The following is a 19,675-nucleotide window of genomic DNA, read 5'->3' as shown; positions in this document are numbered from 1 at the left end:
ACGGTTTCCTCTCCGGCGCCTGCGGGGTGAGCTGTCGGGTTCGGACGGGAGATGTCCGGCCGCGCGCACGCGGCTTCACCCCGAGCCGTTCCGGATTCCGGGCCGGCGTATTCGTGGGTCCCCCGCTCCTGCCGTCGGGTGAAAAGGGAGGTTTACCGAGCGGCGGCAGGATTGGGCGTTCCGCTCGAATGGAGGTGACCGTAGGCCAGTAATGCGACGGATAACAAGGGGAGGGGGGATCTGCTATCCGGAAATGGATCACGGAATTCGGGTGATTCAAGATCGATGCCGTCCGGAAGGGGGTGAACTTCCTTGTCCGGTACGGGGTGGGGGAGGGGGCCGCCGGGCTGCCGGGTCGTACGAGTGAGTCCTGTCACTCGAAGCGCAATGTCCCTATTTGGCGCGTAATTCCGTTCATGGGTAAATGGGGTATTAATTCATGTGGTGAGGTGTTCGCGCGGGAGGGGGCGGCGCGGGGGCGGGCGACTCTCCGTGTGCGGGTAAAAGCCGCAAAACAGACATTCCATCCTGAAAGATGGAGGAAGTCGACCCAGGAGACACCCCATGCCGCCCTCCACCCCCCTGCTCAGCCCCGACGCCCTCGACCGTGAGGCGGCCGCCCTCTTCGAGAGCGCGACCTGGCAGCGGATCGTCACGGACTGGACCGCCCCCCAGGAGTCGCCGCCGGAGGAGAGCTGGCGGGCACTGCTCAGCGTGCCGGTGGACCGGCTCGTGGCCGACGCCCTGGCCGCCCTGCCCCCGGCGCTCCCCACCGGGCGCCGCATCCCCGGGCGGCTCGGCGCCGTCCTGCCGGACCGGCTGCACACGTGGCGCCGCATCGGCCGGACCGAGATCCGCCCCTCGGTCCACCTCGGCTACGCGCGCCTGGTGCTGACGGAGTGGGGCTGGCAGAACGCCCCGTACAAGCTGCGTGACGCGCGTGGCGCCCGGTGCGTCTGCGGGGCCCTCCTCGCCGCCCATCGGCTCGGCCACGGCAGCGCCGACACCATGAACGAGGCGGCTGCCTGGATCATGACCGAACTGCGGTCGCGCGGGTGGCAGGGGCTGATCGGGCCGTGGAACCGGGCCCCCGGCCGTACCGGAGCCGACGCGGTGGCGCTCCTCGACGCCACGGTCCGCCGTGCCGCGCACGCCGGCCGTTGACGCCGCGTCGCCCGGGGCCGGGCGGCGGCGGACCGGAAGCCGCTGCCCGGCGCACGGGGGAGGGGGTCAGCCGCTGACGCTCGGGGCTCCGGTCTCGATGTGGCCGGTGTACCGGCGCGACCAGCTCCCGTCGATGTCGGCGAGGATCGTGAAGTCGTACCAGCCGTCGTTGTACGCCACCGCGTTGAAGAAGTCCTCGCGGCTGGAGTTCGCCGGTACGGTGTACGTCCACGGCCCGTCCGAGCGGTAGGCGTTCGAGCGGATCGTGAAGGTGACGGGCCCGGCCGAGGTGTTGGTCATCGTGAACCACAGGGCCGTCCTGCCCGTCCCCGCCTCGGGTGCGAACCGGGCCGCCACCTCGACGGCCTTGCCCGCCTTGGAGGCGTCCCCGATGAAGCGGCGCAGGAAACGGTTCGGACCCATCATCGAGATGTCGTACTTCCCCGATCCGGAGCCGAGGCCGATGTTGAAGTAGTCGGTGGCCGTGCCGCCGGGGTCGACGGTGTACTGCCAGGCGGCGGTGTCCCGGTACTGGTGCGGGTGGATCGAGAAGTGCGCCGACCGCTTGGCCTCCGCGCCCTGGTTCGTCATGGAGAACCAGGCGAGGATCTTGCCCGAGGCGCCGAACTCGAAGCGGTCGAGGTTGCCGTTCACCTGGTACGGCAGGGCGCGGGCCGGCCGGGTGCCGGCCTCCTGGGCGGGCAGGGCGTTGTTCTGCGGTGCCGGGTTCGGCAGCGGGCCGCAGGTGGCCTGCCCGATCACCTTCGCCGTGGACGGAAGGCCGGCGGGCACTCCGTACACCGGGTGGGCGAAGTCGAAGACCCCGGTCAGGTCGCCGGTGACCTTCCGCCGCCAGGCGCTGATGTTGGGGCAGGCGGCCGGGGTGCCGAGGGCCGTCGTCCAGCTCTCCATGAAGCGCAGCACCGAGGTGTGGTCGAAGACCTCGGAGCTCACCCAACCGCCCCGGGTCCACGGGGACATGACGATCATCGGGACGCGGAAGCCCAGGCCGATCGGCACGCCGTCGAGGTACTCGCCCGCCGTGCCCGGAGGGGCGACCGGCGGCGGCACGTGGTCGAAGAAGCCGTCGTTCTCGTCGTAGTTGAGGAACAGCACCGTGGAGTCGAAGACCTCGGGGTTCGCGGCGAGCGCGCGGTAGACGAGGTCGACGAAGTGGGCGCCGTCCCCCGGAGGGGCGTAAGGGTGCTCCGAGAAGGCCTCGTTCGCGACCACCCACGACACCTGCGGCAGGGTTCCCGCGACGACGTCGGCGCGGATCGCCGCGGCGATGTCGTCCGGCGTCGAGCCGGTCACCTTCGGGACCGAGCCCATGCCCCGGTCGTACAGCGGGTCCCCGGGCCGCGCGTCGGTGAACTTCTTGAAGTACGCGAGGCCGTTGTCGCCGTAGTTGTCCTGGGCGTTCTGGTAGACCTTCCAGCTCACGCCGGCGCGCTGGAGCGCCTCGGCGTACGTCTCCCAGGTGAGCCCCGACTCGTCGCCGCCGTCCTTGCTGGAGCCGTCGATCTTCCCGCTCCACAGGAACGTGCGGTTGGGGCCCGTGGCGCTCAGCGTCGAGCAGAAGTACGCGTCGCAGATCGTGTAGTGGTCGGCGAGCGCGTAGTGGAACGGGATGTCCCCACGGTCGAGGTGACCGAGCGTCCGGGTGTTGCCCACGCCCGTGACCCAGTTGTCGAGGCGCCCCTTGTTCCAGGCGGCGTGCTGCGAGGTCCAGCTGTGCGGCAGGTCGCCGTTGCACTGCGCGAGGGTCTCGCCGTCGACCCCGCCGGCGGGCGGGGTGTCGCTGAGCTTCCAGGGGTACTGGCGGCCGCCCCAGTTGGGCTGGTTGAACGTGCCCCAGCCGCCGGGCAGATTGCCGGCCGCGCGGTCACCGAAGCCCCGTACGCCCTTCAGGGTGCCGAAGTAGTGGTCGAAACTCCGGTTCTCCTGCATGAGGATCACCACGTGCCGGACGTCGGCGAGGGTGCCGGTCGCGGCGCTCGCGGCGGCGGACGCCCGGGCCGGCGGAAGCGCGGCCCCCGCCATGAGCCCCGCGCCGATCCCGACGAACCCCCTGCGGCTGATGGGAATCATGCCTCGCCCCTCCTGTCACGGTGTGCCCCAGCGGCACGTCGGAGACATGATGAGGGAGGAGAGCTTAAAGGTGTACAGCCGTGCGGTAATTAATCGGTGAATACCCGCAGGACCTGAGATACCAGGGTGCGGATTGGTTCGACCTCAGACCAATGAGTGGAACGTCGGACCGAGGGTCGAGGGCCGGGCGCGGGGCCGGGCGCCGGACGTCGCGTCGGGCGGCTCGGGCGGCGCCTCAGACGGTGAGGACCTTCACCCCGGCCTCGGCGAGCTGCGCCACCGTCTCCGGGGCGATGCCGGTGTCGGTCACGAGCGTGTCGATCCGGTCCAGCCCGCAGATCCGCGCGAACGCCCTGCGGCCCATCTTCGAGGAGTCGGTCACCACGACGACCCGGCTCGCCCGCTCCGCGAAGAGCCGGCTGATGCTCGCCTCGTCCTCCTGGTGCGCCATCACGCCGAGCTCGGCGTCGACCCCGTCGACACCGAGCACCACCACGTCGAGCACGACCTCGCTGAGCACCCCGACCGTCAGCGGACCCACCAGCTCGTAGGTCTGGGGGCGGGCGACGCCCCCGGTGGTGACGATCTTGATCTGCGGGCGCACCGCCAGCTCGCCCGCGATGTTCAGCGCGTTGGTCACCACGGTCAGGGCGGGCCCCGCGGACACGGCGGTCCCCGGGCCCTCGGCGCGGCCGCTCGCGAACCGCAGCGCGAGCGCCCGTGCGACCTCCGTCGTCGTCGTGCCCCCGTTGAGCCCGACGACCTCGCCGGGGGCGACCAGATCCGCCACCGCCTCCGCGATCCGCCGCTTCTCCGGCGCGTGCCGCGTCGACTTGTACCGCAGTGGCAGCTCGTACGAGACGCCGTGCGCGACCGCCCCGCCCCGCGTCCGCACCAGCAGCTGCTGCTCGGCCAGTTCGTCGAGGTCCCGGCGGATCGTGGCGGCGGAGACGTCGAGCGCGGACGCCGCCTCCTCGACCTCCAGCTTCCCCGAGGCCGCGAGCAGCTCCAGGAGCGTGTTCCACCGCTCGTGCTTGGACATGGGTCCCTCCTCCGTCGGGGCCACGACCGCATGACCACCCGCTCGTGCGCGCGTCCGATTCTAGCGCCGACAGGCGTGGGATCTGGAAAGGGGATGCGTGTTTCTGATTGAATACCCCTATCTTCAAGCATCTTCCGTCACCATCGCGCACTCTTCTTGCAAGGAGATCGGCATGACCACCACCCGCACCGCCGTGGAGATCGCCTCCCAGCCGGCGACCTGGCGCCAGGCGGCCCGCACCCTGTCCCAGCACGTCGCGGCCCTGCCCCGGCGCGGTGAGAGGGTCGCGGTGATCGGCTGCGGCACCTCCTGGTTCATGGCCCTCGCCTACGCGGAGCTGCGCGAGTCGGGCGGCCACGGCGAGACCGACGCCTTCGCCGCCTCCGCATTCCCCCACGGCCGCCGCTACGACCGGGTCGTGGCCATCACCCGCTCCGGCACCACCAGCGAGGTCCTCGCCGTGCTGTCCCGGCTGCGCGGCACGGTCCCCACCGGCGCGGTCACGGCGGACCCCACGACCCCGGTGATGGACCTCGCCGACGAGGTCGCCGTCCTCGACTTCGCCGACGAGGAGTCCGTGGTCCAGACCCGCTTCGCGACCACCGTGCTCGCCCTGTTCCGCGCCCACCTGGAGGCCGAGGACGCCCTGCCGGAGGGGCTCGCCACCGTCGAGGACGCCGCCCGCGACGCCGAGCGGGCCCTTGCCTCCCCGCTCGACGAGAACGTGCGCACGGCGGAGCAGTTCACCTTCCTCGGCACCGGCTGGACGTACGGGCTCGCCCTGGAAGCGGGCCTGAAGATGCGCGAGGCGGCCGGTGCCTGGACGGAGGCGTACCCGGCCATGGAGTACCGGCACGGCCCGATCAGCATCACCGGACCCGGCCGGGTGGCCTGGGGATTCGGTGCCCTCCCCGCGGGGCTCGCGGACGAGGTCCGCAAGGTCGGCGGCACCCTCGCCGAGAGCGACCTCGACCCGCTCGCCGAGCTCGTCCGCGCCCAGCGGCTCGCCGTCGCCGTCGCCGAGGCCCGGGGGCTCAACCCGGACGCCCCCCGGAACCTGACCCGTTCCGTCGTCCTCGCCGACGTCCGTGCCTGACCGCCGCCCCGCCCCCGCCCACCGTCCGGGAGAGACACCATGCCGCTGACGCCCACCGACGAGATCGTCCGCCGCGCCCGCGCCGCGGGCACCGGGGTGGGGGCGTTCAACGTCCTCCAGCTCGAACACGCGCAGGCCATCGTGACCGGCGCCGAGAACGCCGACCGTCCGGTCGTCCTCCAGATCAGCGAGAACACCGTCCGCTACCACGGCGCCCTGGAACCGGTCGCGCTCGCCTCCCTGGCCGTCGCCCGCGCAGCCAAGACCCCCGTCGCCGTCCACCTCGACCACGCCGAGAACCCCGACCTCGTCCGCGAGGCCGTCGCCCTCGGCCTGGGATCGGTCATGTTCGACGCCTCCAGACTCCCGTACGCGGAGAACGTCGCCGCGACCCGAGAGGTCGTGGAGCACTGCCACAGCCACGGCGTCTGGGTCGAGGCGGAACTCGGCGAGGTCGGCGGCAAGGGCGGCGCCCACACCCCGGGCGTGCGCACGGACCCCGAGGAGGCGCGTGCCTTCGTCGCCGCCACCGGCGTCGACGCCCTCGCGGTCGCGGTCGGCAGTGCCCACCAGATGGTGACCCGGGACGCCGTCCTCGACCTCGACCTGATCGCCCGGCTGCGCGCGGCCGTCGACACCCCGCTCGTCCTGCACGGCTCCTCGGGGGTCTCGGACCCGCACCTCACCGCGGCGATCGCGGCGGGCATGACCAAGGTGAACGTCTCCACCCACCTGAACAAGGCCTTCACCGAGGCCGTCCGCGCCCACCTCGACGAACACCCCACGACGGTCGACCCCCGCACGTACCTCACCCCGGCCCGCGCGGCCGTGGCCCGCGAGGTCTCCCACCTCCTGACGGTGCTCTCACCGTGACGGCCCGCACGACGTGACCCCGCCCGCCCGGACCTCCTGAAGCGCCGTCAGGAGGTCCCGTACGGCGGGCAGTGCCAGGGAGGACTCCCGTACCGCCGCGTGGATCGAGCGGACCGGCTCGGGACCGCGGACCCTGCGGACCACCACGCTCGGGTGACGGCTGCCGAGGCCCATCAGGGGGATCAGACTGATGCCGAGTCCGGCCGCGACGAACCCCTGCGCGGCGGCGTACTCCTCACACTCCACCGCGATGTCCGGGCTGAACCCGGCCGCCGCGCACGCGTCGAGGACCGCGTCGAGACAGGGCCCCGGACGCTCGCTGCCGATCCACGGCTCGGCTGCCAGGTCCACCAGGTCGACGGCGCCGCGGCGATCGGCCAGCCGGTGGCCCCTGGGCAGCACGGCACGGTACGGGTCCTCGGTCAGGGGGACGAGCCGGAGGCCGTCGCCGGACGTCTCCGGTCCCGCGCCCCGGGGCCGTACGAGGAGGGTGAGGTCGGCCTCCTCGTCGGGCGCGCCGTCGGCGATCCTCAGATCCACGCGCACGCCCGGGTGTTCCGCACGGAAACGGGCCAGGGCGGGTGCGACCAGGTCGGCGCCGGCCGTGGCGAAGTAGCGGACGACGACCCGCCCGGTGCGGCCCGCCCGGAGATCGGCGAGCGCCGTCTCCGCCTCGGCGACCTGGCGTCCGATGACGGCGGCGTGTTCGGTGAGCAGCCGGCCGGCGGCGGTCGGCCGCACGCCCCGGCCGAAACGTTCGAGCAGCGCGATGCCGGCCTCCTTCTCCAGGACGGCGATCTGCTGGCTCACGGCGGAGGGGGTGTAGCCGAGGTGTCCGGCGGCGGCCGTGATCGAACCGCTGGCGACGACGGCCCCGAGCACCTGCATGCGTCTCACGTCGAGCATGCAGGAGAGCTTAACGCTGCCTGCACGAACCTTCGCTTGTCCTGTCGGCCGGGAGCCGGGACCGTGGAGGCCATGACTTCGGCGATACGCCTGGGCGTCCTGGCCCTGCTCTGGGGCTCCGGCTTCCTCTGGATCAAGATCTCCCTCGACGAGGGCCTCACCCCGGGGTGGATCACCTTCGTGCGCTGCCTCCTCGGCGCGGCGGTCCTCCTCGCGCTCGCGCACGGCGCCGGACAGCGGCTGCCGGGGGACCGCGGCACCTGGGGGCGCCTCGTGATCGCCGCCCTCCTCTGCAACGCGCTGCCGTTCCTCCTCTTCTCCGTCGGCGAGCAGACCGTCGACAGCGGGACGGCGGGCGTCCTGAACGCCACCACCCCGCTCTGGTCCCTCCTCCTCGGCCTCGGCCTCGGAACGGAACGCCCCCTGCGCCCCGCCCGGTCCTGCGGACTCGTCCTCGGCTTCGCCGGAGTCCTGGTGATCTTCGCGCCCTGGAGCACGGGCTCCGGCCTGATGACCTGGGGAGCGCTCGCCCTGCTCGGCGCCTCCATGAGCTACGCGGCGGCCTTCGCGTACATGGCCCGCCGGCTCACCGACCGGGGGACCGCGCCCCTGGCCCTCTCCGCGGCGCAGCTCCTCACGGCCACCGCCCTCAGCACACCCGCCGTGGCGGCCGGCGGCCGGGCGACCGTGACCGTGACGGGACTGCTCGCGGTCCTCGTCCTGGGCGTCTTCGCCACCGGCCTCACCTTCCACCTCAACTACCGCATGATCGCCGAGGAGGGACCCACCAGCGCCGCCACCGTCGGATACCTGCTGCCGGTCGTGTCCGTCACCCTGGGCGCGCTGGTGCTCGACGAGCCGCTGACCGCCCGGACACTGACGGGCATGACGGTCGTCCTGGTCGGCGTGGGCCTGACCCGCCTGCGGGCGAGGTCCGTCCCGCGACCCGCGACGGCCGGGGAGACCGGACCGACGGGGGTTCCCGGGACGCCTCCGGGACGCCGGACGCCGGCAGTCCGGAGCTGGAGGGTGCTTCCCGGACCACGCCCCGGTGCGCGAGCCGTCCGGTCGACGGCCCCGACGGCCCCGACGGCCCGGGACCGGGTGCCCCTCCGGCCGGGCGCCGCCGAGGGGCCGCGGAGCTGTGCGGCCTACACGTCCCGGACGACCGGTTCCGCGACGAAGAGGGGGATCTCCCGGTCGGCCCTGCGCTGGTAGTCGGCGTAGTCCGGGAACGCGGCGACGGCCCGCTCCCACCACGCACGCCGCTCCCCGCCGGTGACCAGACGCGTCTTCATGTCCTCCACGTGCGGGCCGTCGCGCAGCTCGATCAGGGGCGTGGCCACCAGGTTGTGGTACCAGACGGGGTGCTTGACCGCGCCGCCGTTGGACGCGACGAGCGCGTACGACCCCTCGTGCTCGACCCGCATGAGCGGGGTCTTGCGGAGCTTGCCGCTCCGGCTGCCGAGGCTCGTGACCAGGACGACGGGGAGGCCCCGCATCGTCGTCCCCTCGGTGCCGCCGGACGATTCGTACAGCTCGACCTGCTTGCGCACCCACGCCGTCGGGCTGGGCTCGTACTCGCCTTCGAGGGGCATGATGTGTGTCCTTTCGGATGGTGTCCGCCGGCGCAGGCCCGGCCGTCCCGACGCTATCCGACTTTCCCGACACCGCGTCAGAACGGAGCCGTCATGACGACACCCGACGACCACGCCCTCCTCCGCCGCGCCATCGCCCTCGCCGCCGAGGCACGGGAGGGCGGCGATCCCCCGTTCGGGTCACTCCTGGCGGCCCCGGACGGGACCGTCCTGGCCGAGGAGCGCAACACCACCCTCACGGACCGGGACATCACCGCGCACCCCGAACTCAAGCTCGCCCGGTGGGCGGCCCGGGAACTGGACCCGGCCACCGCGGCCGAGACCACCATGTACACCAGCTGCCAGCCCTGCGGCATGTGCGAAGCGGTCATCCGGCAGGCCGGCCTCCGCCGCGTCGTGTACGCCCTCTCCGGCGAACAGCTCCTCGACATCCGCCCGGCCAGTGGCCGCCCGCCCGTACCGCAGGACGGCCCCGCCCTGCTCGACGAGGTACGGGCCGTGGTCGAGGGCTACTACCGCTGACCCGGCGCCCGCCCGGGCCCTGGTGAGACGGGACGCCGCATGCGTCAGGATGAGGACATGACCGAGATCCTCACCCCCCGGCTCATGCTCCGCCGCTGGACCGACGACGACCTCGTCCCCATGGCGGAGATCAACGCCGACCCCGAGGTCATGCGGTGGGTCGGCGACGGCTCGGTCCTGGACCCGGAGCAGACCGCGGAGGCCGTCGAGCGGTACGAGGAGGAGTGGGACGAGGAGGGCTTCGGGCTCTTCGCCGTCGAGCTCCTCGGCTCCGGCGAACTGATCGGCCTCGTCGGTCTCTCCGTGCCCGAGTTCCTCCCGGAGGTGCTTCCCGACGTGGAGATCCGCTGGCGCCTCGGCCGGCAGTTCTGGGGCCAGGGGTACGCCTCCGAGGCCGCCCACGCGGTCCTGGAGTTCGCCCTCCAGGACCGCGGGCTCGACCGGGTCGTCGCCATCGCCCACATCGGTGACCGGGCCTCCGCGAACGTCATCGGCAAGCTCGGCATGGTCCCGGAGCGGGAGGTGAGCCACCCGGCCCTCGGCGTTCCGCTGCGGATCTACGCCATCGACCTCACCGAGTACCGGGCGTGACCACCGGGACCTCGCCGGAGGGCCGTCAGCGGCGCTCCGGCGAGGTCCCGCTCCGCCGGCAGCGACGAGAAGCCGCGGGCCGCCGGCGGGGAGGCGGCCCGCGAGGACGGCGCCACCGCCGGCTTCTTGCCGCAGAAGGCCGCCTCCGGCGTTCCGCCGAGCGCCGTGTCGGCGGCACCGTGGTCCGAGGTGTTCGCGACGGCCGACAGGCTGCGCCGGCCGTCGCGGGTCGAGAAGGCGTACGCGCAGGTCCTCGACGCGCGTGTCGGGGTGGACGTGCGAGGTATCGCGCAGCTTCAGCGGCTTGAAGACGCGGTGCTCGTACGCCTCGGACACCGGCCGGCCCGTGAGCTTCTCGATGAGCGTGCCGACGACCATGAGTGCCGTCGCGTACCGGAGGCTCCCGCCACGGGCGACGAGTTCCGGACGGCGCGGTTCCGTCCCGACCACGATCCCGTCCCGGTGGTGGTTCGTCCCGACCGCGGCCCGCCCCGGTGACGATCCGACGGGACCACGGCGGCCGGGGTCCGGGTCCGGCGGTCAGGGGCGGCCGCGGACGCCCCTGACCAGGGAGGACACGTGTACGCGTACCCTCGTGGACGTGTCTGCTTCACGTCTCCACCGCGTCGCCGTCCTCGTGCTCGAAGGCGCGAAACCCCTCGACGTCGGAATCCCCGCCCAGGTGTTCACGACCCGGGCGAGCATGCCGTACGAGGTACGGGTCTGCGGCGCGGAGCCCGGCATCGTGGCCGGCGGCGACGGTCTGTCGTACCAGGTCGCCCACGGGCTGGAGGCGCTCGCGTGGGCCGACATCGTCTTCGTCCCCGGCTACCGGCATCCGGATCGCGAGGACCCCCCGCGAGCCGTCGTCGACGCGCTGATCGCCGCCCACGCGCGCGGGGCGCGGCTCGCCGCCATCTCGACGGGGGCCTTCGCCCTCGCCGCCACCGGCCTCCTCGACGGCAAACGGGCCACGACGCACTGGCACTACGCGCGGGCGCTCGCGGCCAAGCGGCCGCTGATCCACGTCGACGAGAACGTCCTCTTCGTGGACGAGGGCAGCATGCTCACCTCCGCCGGTGCCGCCTCCGGCATCGACCTCTGCCTCCACATCCTGCGCGGGGACCTCGGCGTGGGCGCCTCGAACCACGCCGCCCGGCGGCTGGTGGCCGCCCCGTACCGCAGCGGCGGCCAGGCGCAGTACGTGCCCCGCAGCGTGCCGGAGCCGCTCGGCGAGCGGTTCGCCGCCACCCGCGAATGGGCGCTGCACCGGCTCGGCGAGCCCCTCACCCTGGAGACGCTCGCCCGGAACGCGGCGGTGTCGCCGCGCACGTTCTCGCGCCGGTTCGTCGAGGACACCGGCTACACGCCGATGCAGTGGGTCATGCGCGCCCGTATCGACATGGCCCGTGAGCTGCTCGAACGATCCGAGCGGGGCGTCGAGCAGATCGCCGCCGACGTCGGCCTGGGCACCGGAGCCAATCTCCGCCTGCACTTCCAGCGCATCCTGGGCACCACCCCGACCGAGTACCGGCGCACCTTCGCGCAGGGGGAGTGACCCGCCCGCCGGTCCCTTGGCGCGATACTTGCGGACCGTGGCGATCACGCCGCTGGTCGGAACGATCATTCCGCGCGAACCTGGGTGGCGAATCGGAAGGGACACCGCTCATGACTCGTATCGCCATCAATGGTTTCGGCCGCATCGGACGCAACGTGCTGCGCGCGCTCCTCGAGCGCGAAAGCGACCTCGAGGTCGTCGCCATCAACGACCTGACGGAGCCCACGGCCCTCGCGCGGCTCCTCGCCTTCGACTCGACCTCGGGCCGTCTGGGCCGCCCGGTCACCGTCGACGGAGACACCCTCGTCGTCGACGGCCGCCGCATCAAGGTGCTCGCCGAGCGCGAGCCGGCGCAGCTGCCGTGGGCCGAACTCGGCGTCGACATCGTCCTGGAGTCCACCGGCCGCTTCACCTCGGCCAAGGCCGCCCGCGCGCACCTCGACGCCGGCGCCAAGAAGGTGCTCGTCAGCGCGCCCGCGGACGGCGCCGACGTCACCCTTGCCTACGGCGTGAACACCGACGCGTACGACGCCGATCTGCACACGATCGTCTCGAACGCCTCTTGCACGACGAACGCCCTCGCGCCTCTCGCGAAGGTCCTCGACGACCTCGCCGGCATCGAGCACGGCTTCATGACGACGGTTCACGCCTACACGCAGGAGCAGAACCTGCAGGACGGCCCGCACCGGGACCCGCGCCGTGCCCGCGCCGCCGGCGTCAACATCGTGCCGACCTCGACGGGCGCCGCGAAGGCCATCGGCCTCGTGCTGCCGAACCTGGACGGCAAGCTGTCCGGCGACTCGATCCGCGTGCCGGTCCCGGTGGGCTCCATCGTGGAGCTCAACACGACCGTCGCCCGCGACGTGACCCGCGAGGAGATCCTGGAGGCCTACCGCGCCGCCGCCGAGGGTCCGCTGGCCGGTGTCCTCGAGTACTCGGACGACCCGCTGGTCTCCGCCGACATCGTGGGCAACCCGCACTCGTCGATCTTCGACTCCGCCCTCACCCGCGTCGAGGGGCGTCACGTCAAGGTCGTCGCCTGGTACGACAACGAGTGGGGCTTCTCGAACCGCGTCATCGACACCCTGCAGCTCCTCGCCACGAGCTGACGACGAGCCCGACCGTCGTCCCCACCGCACGCGGTGGGGACGGGCACGGCCACACGCCGACCCCGACCGCACTGGGGTCGGCGTGTGACGCGTTTCCGGACCTCCGCCCGTTCCGGAGGGAGAAGGGCGAGGAGGCGGACGGGCCCGGGAACGGAGCCGCATCCGCCGCGCGGAACGCTCCGCGACCGAACAGCGGTCCCAGCGCGTAAGGGGCGTCGCCGCACCGGGAGCGGAGGTGCTGTCCCAGGGACGGCACGGCGCCGCCGTGGCGGCGCCTGCCGAGGTGCCCGTCGTGCGCCCACGGGGCGACCCTCACGGACGGGTCGTCGAGGACCGCCTCCACGGCGTCGGCCATGTGCCGGTCGCGCACGGCGAAGACCGTCCGCCCCGGGTCCGCGTGCTCTCGCACGTCGCACGCGCGTCACCAGGTCGGCGGCCCGCACGCGGACGCCCTTCCACGGCTGGAGATCGGTGGTGGGCGCACCGGCGGTGAGGCGGGTCGACGGCAGGGCGACCCGGGCCAGCCACGACGTCACCTCGTCCGACGCGCGCGTCCTCCCTCCCGCCCCGTGGCGGATGCCCGGCACAGCTCGTCGTCCGCAGCGACTGTACGCGGGGCGAGGACGCCAGGGGTCCGCACGCCGGCCTGTCGGAGGGGGCGGCCGTGGTCAGGCCGGCGTTGCCGGCGCCGAGGACGAGGGCGTCGTGGCCATGCTCACGCCGGGTCCGGCTCGGCGGCCCCGGCGGTGGAAGCGGAGGCGGCCCCGGCGGCGGAGGCGGTGTCGGCGGCCTCGGCGGCGATGCGCTCGAACTGCGCCCCCATCGCCTCGGACAGCGCCTGCGCGGCGGACAGCGGCCGGACCATGACCATGAAGTCGTCGATGAGGCCCTGGTCGTTCAGGTGGAGGAAGTCGCAGCCGGTGATCGCACGGTCGCCGACGCGGGCCTCGAAGACGAGGGCGTGGTCGCGGCCGTCCTCGCCGGTGATCTCCCGGACGTAACGGAAGTCGGTGAGGACGCGGGACACCCCGCGCAGGACGGCCGCGGTGATCGCCTTGCCCGGGTAGGGCCTGAAGGCCACGGGGCTGGTGAAGACGACGTCCTCGGCGAGGAGCGCCTCGATCGCCGCGTGGTCGTTCGCCTCGACGGCCTGACGGAAGGGCTTCATGGACATCTCCACGCCTAGTCAACTAATTGATTAAGTGGGGAGGAGATTAGTGAGGGGAGGTGTCCCTGTCCAGGCCCGCGCGCGCCCGGTCGTGCGGCGCGCGGCGAGCCGGGGCCGTGCTGATGGAGGATCAGCCCAGCTTCTTGAGCAGCTCGGCGGCGAGCGGGGCGGAGGAGGACGGGTTCTGGCCGGTGACCAGGTTGCCGTCGACGACCACGTGCGGCGCCCACGGCTCACCGACCTGGACGTCCACGCCGGCCTCGACGAGCCGGGTCTCCAGCAGCCACTTCGCCTTCTCGGCGAGGCCGGCCTGGGTCTCCTCGGCGTTGCTGAAGGCGGCGACCTTGCGGCCGGCGAAGGCGTTCGAGCCGTCGGCGTCGGTGGCGGCGAGAAGCGCGGCGGGCCCGTGGCACACGACGCCCAGGGGCTTGCCCGAGCGCAGGGTGTCGACCAGCAGCCTGCCGGAAGTGGTGTCCACGGCGAGGTCCTCCATGGGGCCGTGGCCGCCGGGGTAGAAGACGGCGTCGTAATCGGCCGGACGGGCGTCCTCCAGGCTGATCGGGTGCTGGATCTCGCCGATGGAGGCGAGCGCCGCGGCGACCTTGTCCGCGCCTTCCCGGCCGCCGTTGACCTCGGCGGCGAGGCTGCCCGCGTCGACGGTCGGGACGACGCCGCCGGGCGTGGCGACGACGACCTCGTGACCGGCGGCCTTGAACGCCTCGTACGGCGCGACGACCTCCTCGGCCCAGAACCCGGTCGGGTGCTTGGTGCCGTCGGCCAGCGTCCAGTGGTCGGCGCCGGTCATCACGAAAAGGATCTTCGACATGGGGGATCTCCAGGGGATGGCGGGCCCGACCCGGGCCCGGAGACGGGGGTGCGCACACCGACACTCTGACCCGAGTGGCGTTCTCCGGCGAGCTCGCCGGAGCGGCGACGTTCTCGACAGTAGGCCCGAGGGCCATAGGTATCCAATGAAGAAACCGATGGCTCCGATAGGGACGCCAATGGCTCCATCGGGAATACGATCATGCTCGGCCGCCCTGCTGGGACGAGCCCCGGCGCGCCACCCGGTAGCGGAGGTAGACGAACCTCGAACTGAAGGTGCGGGTCTCGACGAGTTCGAGATCCACTCGGCGCTGGTGCCGGGGGAAGAACGGGATGCCGCCGCCGACCAGCACCGGGTGGACCACGGCCCGGTACTCGTCGATCAGATCCGATGCGGCCGCCTCGGCGGCGAGCCCCGCGCCGCCGATCGCGATGTCGCCCCGCCCCGGTTCGGCCCGCAACCGCTCGATCTCCTCCACGAGGCCGCCCGAGACCAGGCGGGCATTGCCCCGCACGGTCGACAGCGTGGTGGAGAACACCACCTTGGGGAGCGGCTTCCAGAGTGCGGCCCACTCGAGTTCCGCGTCGTCGAGCGACGGGTCCTGGTCAGCGGTCTCCCAGTACAGCATCGTCTCGTACAGCCGTCGCCCCAGCAGGTGGACGCCGACCTCTCGGATCTCGTCGATCCAGAAGCGAAAGACCTCCTCATCGGGCGCCGTCCAGTCGAAGCCACCGTCCGGCCCGACGATGTAGCCGTCGAGCGAGACGCCCATCGAGTAGGTCACGCTGCGCATCGGAAGCCCTCCTTGGGAACAGCTCCGACCCTACGACCGCCGACGCCCGCCCGCCTCAGGACCCCGTTCCCGCATCGGACGGCGTCGGTCCTGACCGTACGGTCAGGACCCGTACGGTCAGGACACGGGCCCCAGCCGCCGGTCGACGCTCGATGAGTCCGAAGAGCGCCTCGCCGTGCTTGCCGGGGGCCGCCTGACCCGGGAGGAGGCCGACCGCCGGGCCGCACGGTGGACGACCGACGACGGACCCGACCGTTCCCGCCGCGTCGCAAGCGCGTGCTCTACGCGTTCGGGTCCCAGTCCGCGAGCTGCTCCATCGGCTCGGTGTCGCCGGTGGTCTCCAGGTCGTCGAGCGGGACGCGCGCGTAGAGGTAGAGGACCAGTTCGCTCGCCGCGCCGCGCACTGCCATGTCGCCCGGCTCCGCGTCGGCGGCGAGGTCGTCGCAGCGGACGCCGTCGGCGTCGAGGGTCAGGCGCCAGGAGCGGCCCTCGGTCGCGTGCAGGTCGATGGTCGCCGGTTTGAACGGCCAGGGGACGGTCGTCGCCGAGACGGTCGTCAGGAACTCGTCGACGCCCTCGACGGCGACGTCCGTCGGCAGCGGCTGCGCGGCCCCCTGGGTGAGCTGGACGTCGTAGGTGTGGACGGCGATCTCCTGGATCTGGTGCCGGGCCACAGCTCCGCTGGTCTCCGGGGCCTGCGAGCGGCCCCACCAGGTCCAGCAGCCGCGGTCCGGGCCCGCCTCGCGCATCGCGTCGAGCATGAGCTCGGTCGACTCGGCGAGCCAGGCGTCCAGGGCCCCGCGGTCGCGGGGCGCGGTCGGGGCGCCCTTCGGGTCCGTCCTCGCCGGGGGCTCGGCGCCGGGGCCGGCCGTGACGACGGCGGCCTGGCGGCGGCGGCCGTCGCCGAGGTGCTGCGCCAGTTCGCGCAGCGTCCAGTCCGGGCAGGTCGGGACCTGGACGTCGAGGTCGGGGGCGGACGCGATCGCGGCGCGGAACGCGGCCGAGCGGTCTTCGATCAGCCGCAGGACCTCGGGGAACTCCAAGATTTCTTGCACGGCGGATGTGTATCACGGCGCTCCGGCCGCCGAGTAGCGAATTTGTCGGACGAACGCGTCGACGGCCGGCCGCGGCGTCGGCACCGAAGCCGCCCTGGAACTCCGCGCCTTGCTCGCCGACGGCGACTTCGACCCCTCCTGGACCCACCCATCCGGTCCGGGCGGGCCGGGCCGATCTCGTCGAACCGGTGGATCACCCGGTGTCGGGTCCGACCAGAAGGGCAGCCGCCGCCGCGGTGCCCGACGAAGTCCGCGGCCGACACCTCCTCCGGACGGGCCGCGTCGATGCGGTCCGGTCTGAGCGGCCGCCCCATGGCGCCGGGCCCGCACAGGAGCGGGACCGGGCCGTGCGCCGTTCGCCCGCTCGGCAGGCGCGGACGTGGTGACCGGTCGGCAGGGAGGGGGCACCGTCGGTCCGTGACGGTGCCCGCCCCTCGGCGCCTTTGCCGACCGCCGTCACGCACGTGGTTCGTCGGCGAGGTCATGGAGGGTGATCGCCTGTACGGGACAGGCGCGCGCCGCCTCGCGGACCAGTGTTCCGGTGCCGTCCTCCCGGCCCGGGACGACCGTCCCGAATCCGTCGTCGTCCTGGGTGAAGACGTCCGGGGACGTGAGGGCGCACTGCCCCGCGCCGATGCAGACGTCCGCGTCGATCGACACGCGCATGGGCACCGCTTCCTTCGCCATGTTCCGCTCCGCTCCTTTCACCACGTGACGGGGAGTTCGAGCATCCCCTGGATCGTGTCGCCCGGCTTGAACGGGATCTCCTCGGCCGGAACGGCCAGCCGGAGCCCCGGCAGCCGGCGCAGGAGCGTCCCGAGCGCGATCTCCAGTTCCGCGCGGGCGAGGTTCTGCCCGAGGCACTGGTGGATGCCGAAACCGAACGCCACGTGATGACGGGCGGACCGTGCCCAGTCGAGGGTGTCCGGGTCGCTGTACGCGGAGGCGTCCCTGTTGATCACCGAGGTGGAGAAGACCACGCCCTCGCCCGCCCGGATCACCGTCCCGGCGACGTCGACGTCCTCCCGCGCGACCCGCAGCAGCCCGTCGGCGATCGACAGGAACCGTAGCAGTTCCTCGACGGCGGCCGGCAGGAGCCCGGGGTCCGCCCGCAGCTCCGCCAGCCGCTCCGGGTGGCGGAGCAGGGTGTACGTGCCCAGGGAGATCATGTTCGCCGTGGTCTCGTGGCCGGCCACCAGCAGGATCGTGGCGAGGCGCACCAGTTCCTCGCGTCCGGGTCCGCCGTCTTCGGCCCCGCGCGCCACCAGGTCGTCGAGGACGCCGACGCCGGGCTTCTCGCGCTTGCGGTCGATCAGGTCGCCGAGGTAGCCCTCCAGCCGGGCCAGCGCGTCCTCGGTGTCCGCGGCCGTCGGGCCGCGCAGCAGCCGCCGTGACTGCTCCTCGAAGAATTCGTGGTCCGCGTACGGCACACCGAGCAGGTCGCAGATGACGATCGACGGCACGGGCAGGGCGAACGCGCTCACCAGCTCCGCCGGCGGCCCCTGCGCCTCCATCGCGTCGAGGAGCCGGTCCACGGTCTCCTGGATGCGGGGCCGGAGGGTCTCGGCGCGCTTGAGGGTGAAGCTGGGGATCAACAGCCGCCGCTGGGCGTTGTGCTCGGGGTCGTCCCAGCCGAGCAGCGCCGCGCGTCGGCGCCTGCGCACGGCCGTGGCGCGTTCCGTCGGCAGCGGGAAGTCGTCACGGGTCGAGTCGGTGGACAGCCGCTGGTCCGCGAGGAGCGAACGGGCGGCCGCGTGTCCGGTGACGAGCCACACCGGCCTTCCGTCCCACAGGGTGACCCGCGTCAGCGGGTGCTCCTCCTCGGTCCGGGGATAGGCGGTGGGCGGGTGGTAGGGGCAGGTCCGGTCCTGGGGGAACGCCACGGCTTTCGTCACGGGGGCCTCGCTGGGAGCGCATCGGTGGCAGGGACTGTGGTGCCGTCTCCACTACATGCCTCAGGCACCTATCTGGTCTATGCACAGTTCGGCCATTCCACCGGATCGGGCGCGGCCCGTACGGCGGGTGGTCCCATGAGGGGTTTCGGCCCGGCGTGACCGGGCCCGAGGCCTTTCCTCCGGTTCCGGTACGCCTCCACCGAGGCCGTTCCCCCGCACCCGCGGACGGTCTGAGGGGTGGCCGTAAACTCACCCGCCGGGGAAGAGGCCTTCAGGCTCGGCGAGATCGACCGCCCCTCGGGAGTCCCGTTCGTCGAGCACTGCCGGACCGCGGGGCTCGACGCCCGCCCGGAGGTCGCGTCCGGGCGGGAACCGGGCGGTGTCGCCTGCCGGGGCGCGGCCGCGGAGGAAGCCGCCGCCGTGTCCGGAGTGCCGGAACGGGGCGAGCCCGGCGAGGACGGTGTCCGGGGACGGACCGGACCGGCCGTCCCGGAGCCGATCGGGAAGGCCCGCGCCGTGCAGAGCCGGAAGGCGGAGAAGGGGCTGCGCCTGAGGGCGGACCTCCGGCCCCGTTCCCGCCACCGGCAGGTCACGCGCCCGGTCCGTGCCTCCGACGTGGAGTCGGGGACCGTGGACGTCGGCGACGCCCGACCGCTCCGCGCCGTGACGAGCCGGGGCGACGGCTGGTTTCCGGCGTCGGCCGGCCCGGATGCCGAGGGAGCCCCGGTCGCGGTGCGGGTGAGCTGCTCCGGAGCGGGTGAGGGGTCGGCGGGCGGGTGGTCCGCGAGCGAGTGGTCACCGCGCCGGACGGGGGCCGGGGGGCCTTCGGGGCGAGACCGACCGGGGCGGGGTGACGCAGGGGCGAGGGCGGTCATGGCGGGGCGACGAAGGGGCGAGACCGGCCAGGACGGGGTGACGAAGGGGCGACGACGGCCATGGCGGGAGAGGGGCGCGGGCCGTCAGGACGGTGGTGACAGAGGGATCACGGCCGTCAGGACCGTGCCCCCGCCCGGTGACGATTCGACCATGAGCTCGCCGCCGAGCTGCCGGGCACGCGCGCGCATGGCGGGCAGACCGTGCCCGCGCACGCCCCCGGGCTTCCCGGCGGGGTCGAAGCCGCGGCCGTCGTCGGCGACGTCCAGGACCACCTGGTCGTCCAGGTGACTGAGGGTCAGCGCCGCCGTGTCGGCGTCGGCGTGCTCGCGGACGTTGGCCAGCGCGCCCTGGGCGATCCGCAGCAGCGCCGCCTGCACGCGGCCGGGGACGGCGGTGGAGGGCGTGCCGTCCTGGTGGAAGCGGACCTGGAGGGCCTCGGAGGACTCCCGCTCCGCGAGGGCGCGCAGGGCCTCTTCGAGGCCGCCGCCTCCGGCGAGGTCGGCGGGGGCGAG

The 19,675-nt window shown here is 73.1% G+C and carries 21 protein-coding genes and 1 riboswitch; of the genes, 9 read left to right on the top strand and 12 right to left on the bottom strand.

All coding sequences use genetic code 11. The annotated features are described in order from the left end of the window. Window position 1: 1 nt before the first annotated feature. Window positions 2–160, bottom strand: a riboswitch (cyclic di-AMP (ydaO/yuaA leader). A gap of 404 nt (window positions 161–564) precedes the next feature. Next, entirely contained in the window at window positions 565–1,164 is a 600-nt protein-coding gene (locus IE180_RS18610) for a DUF6197 family protein (protein ID WP_190158018.1), read from the top strand. 66 nt (window positions 1,165–1,230) lie between these two features. On the opposite strand, the gene IE180_RS18605 is transcribed toward IE180_RS18610, so the two are convergent. Together IE180_RS18605 and IE180_RS18600 are read right to left on the bottom strand one after the other, a co-directional pair. Further along, window positions 1,231–3,255, bottom strand: a complete 2,025-nt coding sequence (locus IE180_RS18605) for a phosphocholine-specific phospholipase C (protein WP_190158017.1) — start codon at window positions 3,253–3,255, stop codon at window positions 1,231–1,233. A gap of 235 nt (window positions 3,256–3,490) precedes the next feature. After that, a complete protein-coding gene (locus IE180_RS18600; protein WP_190158016.1) occupies window positions 3,491–4,297 on the bottom strand; it encodes a DeoR/GlpR family DNA-binding transcription regulator in 807 nt (268 codons plus the stop codon). 172 nt (window positions 4,298–4,469) lie between these two features. On the opposite strand from IE180_RS18600, the gene IE180_RS18595 reads away from it, so the two are divergent. Together IE180_RS18595 and IE180_RS18590 are read left to right on the top strand one after the other, a co-directional pair. Further along, entirely contained in the window at window positions 4,470–5,393 is a 924-nt protein-coding gene (locus tag IE180_RS18595; protein WP_190158015.1) for an SIS domain-containing protein, read from the top strand. Window positions 5,394–5,432: 39 nt separating this feature from the next. Then, window positions 5,433–6,266, top strand: a complete 834-nt coding sequence (locus tag IE180_RS18590) for a class II fructose-bisphosphate aldolase (protein ID WP_190158014.1) — start codon at window positions 5,433–5,435, stop codon at window positions 6,264–6,266. Here the strand turns inward: IE180_RS18590 and IE180_RS18585 are convergent. Next, window positions 6,258–7,172, bottom strand: coding sequence for a LysR family transcriptional regulator (locus tag IE180_RS18585; protein WP_190158013.1), 915 nt, complete (start codon window positions 7,170–7,172; stop codon window positions 6,258–6,260). The two genes, IE180_RS18590 and IE180_RS18585, sit on opposite strands and share 9 nt — an antisense overlap. Before the next feature lie 72 nt (window positions 7,173–7,244). Between IE180_RS18585 and IE180_RS18580 the strand changes: the two genes are divergently transcribed. Next, window positions 7,245–8,390: a DMT family transporter gene (locus tag IE180_RS18580; RefSeq protein WP_190158012.1), complete on the top strand. Its 1,146-nt coding sequence runs from the start codon at window positions 7,245–7,247 to the stop codon at window positions 8,388–8,390. Here the strand turns inward: IE180_RS18580 and IE180_RS18575 are convergent. Next, window positions 8,324–8,770: a nitroreductase family deazaflavin-dependent oxidoreductase gene (locus IE180_RS18575; protein ID WP_190158011.1), complete on the bottom strand. Its 447-nt coding sequence runs from the start codon at window positions 8,768–8,770 to the stop codon at window positions 8,324–8,326. The two genes, IE180_RS18580 and IE180_RS18575, sit on opposite strands and share 67 nt — an antisense overlap. Window positions 8,771–8,863: 93 nt before the next feature. Between IE180_RS18575 and IE180_RS18570 the strand changes: the two genes are divergently transcribed. The 5 genes from IE180_RS18570 (at window position 8,864) to gap (ending at window position 12,550) form a co-directional block, all read left to right on the top strand. Next, window positions 8,864–9,292 carry a nucleoside deaminase gene (locus IE180_RS18570; RefSeq protein ID WP_190158010.1) on the top strand — a complete coding sequence of 143 codons (429 nt, stop codon included), beginning with the start codon at window positions 8,864–8,866 and terminating at the stop codon, window positions 9,290–9,292. Window positions 9,293–9,349: 57 nt separating this feature from the next. Beyond that, the gene (locus IE180_RS18565) at window positions 9,350–9,883 is read left to right on the top strand and encodes a GNAT family N-acetyltransferase (protein ID WP_190158009.1); all 534 of its coding nucleotides are present in this window, start codon (window positions 9,350–9,352) and stop codon (window positions 9,881–9,883) included. A 126-nt stretch (window positions 9,884–10,009) separates the two neighbouring features. After that, window positions 10,010–10,381, top strand: a complete 372-nt coding sequence (locus IE180_RS37380) for a hypothetical protein (RefSeq protein WP_308434416.1) — start codon at window positions 10,010–10,012, stop codon at window positions 10,379–10,381. Between the two features lie 103 nt (window positions 10,382–10,484). Then, window positions 10,485–11,441, top strand: coding sequence for a GlxA family transcriptional regulator (locus IE180_RS18555; RefSeq protein ID WP_190158008.1), 957 nt, complete (start codon window positions 10,485–10,487; stop codon window positions 11,439–11,441). A gap of 110 nt (window positions 11,442–11,551) precedes the next feature. Continuing rightward, window positions 11,552–12,550, top strand: a complete 999-nt coding sequence (gene gap, locus IE180_RS18550) for a type I glyceraldehyde-3-phosphate dehydrogenase (protein WP_190158007.1) — start codon at window positions 11,552–11,554, stop codon at window positions 12,548–12,550. Here the strand turns inward: gap and IE180_RS18545 are convergent. The 8 genes from IE180_RS18545 to IE180_RS18510 form a co-directional block, all read right to left on the bottom strand. Beyond that, window positions 12,516–12,959, bottom strand: coding sequence for an erythromycin esterase family protein (locus IE180_RS18545; protein WP_373302797.1), 444 nt, complete (start codon window positions 12,957–12,959; stop codon window positions 12,516–12,518). The genes gap and IE180_RS18545 overlap by 35 nt on opposite strands. 306 nt (window positions 12,960–13,265) lie before the next feature. Next, window positions 13,266–13,718 carry a nuclear transport factor 2 family protein gene (locus tag IE180_RS18540; RefSeq protein WP_190158006.1) on the bottom strand — a complete coding sequence of 151 codons (453 nt, stop codon included), beginning with the start codon at window positions 13,716–13,718 and terminating at the stop codon, window positions 13,266–13,268. 130 nt (window positions 13,719–13,848) lie between these two features. Then, window positions 13,849–14,544 carry a type 1 glutamine amidotransferase domain-containing protein gene (locus tag IE180_RS18535; protein WP_190158005.1) on the bottom strand — a complete coding sequence of 232 codons (696 nt, stop codon included), beginning with the start codon at window positions 14,542–14,544 and terminating at the stop codon, window positions 13,849–13,851. Window positions 14,545–14,743: 199 nt separating this feature from the next. After that, a complete protein-coding gene (locus tag IE180_RS18530; protein WP_190158004.1) occupies window positions 14,744–15,337 on the bottom strand; it encodes a dihydrofolate reductase family protein in 594 nt (197 codons plus the stop codon). A gap of 281 nt (window positions 15,338–15,618) precedes the next feature. Then, entirely contained in the window at window positions 15,619–16,392 is a 774-nt protein-coding gene (locus IE180_RS18525; protein WP_190158003.1) for a maleylpyruvate isomerase family mycothiol-dependent enzyme, read from the bottom strand. Window positions 16,393–16,848: 456 nt separating this feature from the next. Further along, window positions 16,849–17,058 (bottom strand): ferredoxin, encoded by a 210-nt coding sequence (locus IE180_RS18520; protein WP_030690098.1) that lies wholly within the window; start codon window positions 17,056–17,058, stop codon window positions 16,849–16,851. A gap of 38 nt (window positions 17,059–17,096) precedes the next feature. Further along, complete coding sequence (locus IE180_RS18515) at window positions 17,097–18,287, bottom strand: cytochrome P450 (RefSeq protein ID WP_190158002.1); 1,191 nt, start codon at window positions 18,285–18,287, stop codon at window positions 17,097–17,099. Between the two features lie 959 nt (window positions 18,288–19,246). Then, window positions 19,247–19,675, bottom strand: a 429-nt coding sequence (locus IE180_RS18510) for a sensor histidine kinase (protein ID WP_268255469.1), incomplete at its 5' end; no start/stop codon positions are given.

Origin of the sequence: Streptomyces litmocidini, from assembly GCF_014649755.1 — a bacterium.
GTDB lineage: Bacteria > Actinomycetota > Actinomycetes > Streptomycetales > Streptomycetaceae > Streptomyces > Streptomyces litmocidini.
Note: the sequence above shows the minus strand (reverse complement) of the source record. Positions and strands in the feature narration are given on the sequence as shown.

Bases quoted from the DNA above. Each gene is read 5' to 3' on its own strand.
- IE180_RS18530 (WP_190158004.1), bottom strand. From the start codon at position 15,337: ATGCGCAGCGTGACCTACTCGATGGGCGTCTCGCTCGACGGCTACATC.
- IE180_RS18565 (WP_190158009.1), top strand. From the start codon at position 9,350: ATGACCGAGATCCTCACCCCCCGGCTCATGCTCCGCCGCTGGACCGAC.
- IE180_RS18540 (WP_190158006.1), bottom strand. From the start codon at position 13,718: ATGAAGCCCTTCCGTCAGGCCGTCGAGGCGAACGACCACGCGGCGATC.
- IE180_RS18585 (WP_190158013.1), bottom strand. From the start codon at position 7,172: ATGCTCGACGTGAGACGCATGCAGGTGCTCGGGGCCGTCGTCGCCAGC.
- IE180_RS18520 (WP_030690098.1), bottom strand. From the start codon at position 17,058: ATGCGCGTGTCGATCGACGCGGACGTCTGCATCGGCGCGGGGCAGTGC.
- IE180_RS18605 (WP_190158017.1), bottom strand. From the start codon at position 3,255: ATGATTCCCATCAGCCGCAGGGGGTTCGTCGGGATCGGCGCGGGGCTC.
- gap (WP_190158007.1), top strand. From the start codon at position 11,552: ATGACTCGTATCGCCATCAATGGTTTCGGCCGCATCGGACGCAACGTG.
- IE180_RS18600 (WP_190158016.1), bottom strand. From the start codon at position 4,297: ATGTCCAAGCACGAGCGGTGGAACACGCTCCTGGAGCTGCTCGCGGCC.
- IE180_RS18610 (WP_190158018.1), top strand. From the start codon at position 565: ATGCCGCCCTCCACCCCCCTGCTCAGCCCCGACGCCCTCGACCGTGAG.
- IE180_RS18595 (WP_190158015.1), top strand. From the start codon at position 4,470: ATGACCACCACCCGCACCGCCGTGGAGATCGCCTCCCAGCCGGCGACC.
- IE180_RS18590 (WP_190158014.1), top strand. From the start codon at position 5,433: ATGCCGCTGACGCCCACCGACGAGATCGTCCGCCGCGCCCGCGCCGCG.
- IE180_RS18535 (WP_190158005.1), bottom strand. From the start codon at position 14,544: ATGTCGAAGATCCTTTTCGTGATGACCGGCGCCGACCACTGGACGCTG.
- IE180_RS18580 (WP_190158012.1), top strand. From the start codon at position 7,245: ATGACTTCGGCGATACGCCTGGGCGTCCTGGCCCTGCTCTGGGGCTCC.
- IE180_RS18570 (WP_190158010.1), top strand. From the start codon at position 8,864: ATGACGACACCCGACGACCACGCCCTCCTCCGCCGCGCCATCGCCCTC.
- IE180_RS18575 (WP_190158011.1), bottom strand. From the start codon at position 8,770: ATGCCCCTCGAAGGCGAGTACGAGCCCAGCCCGACGGCGTGGGTGCGC.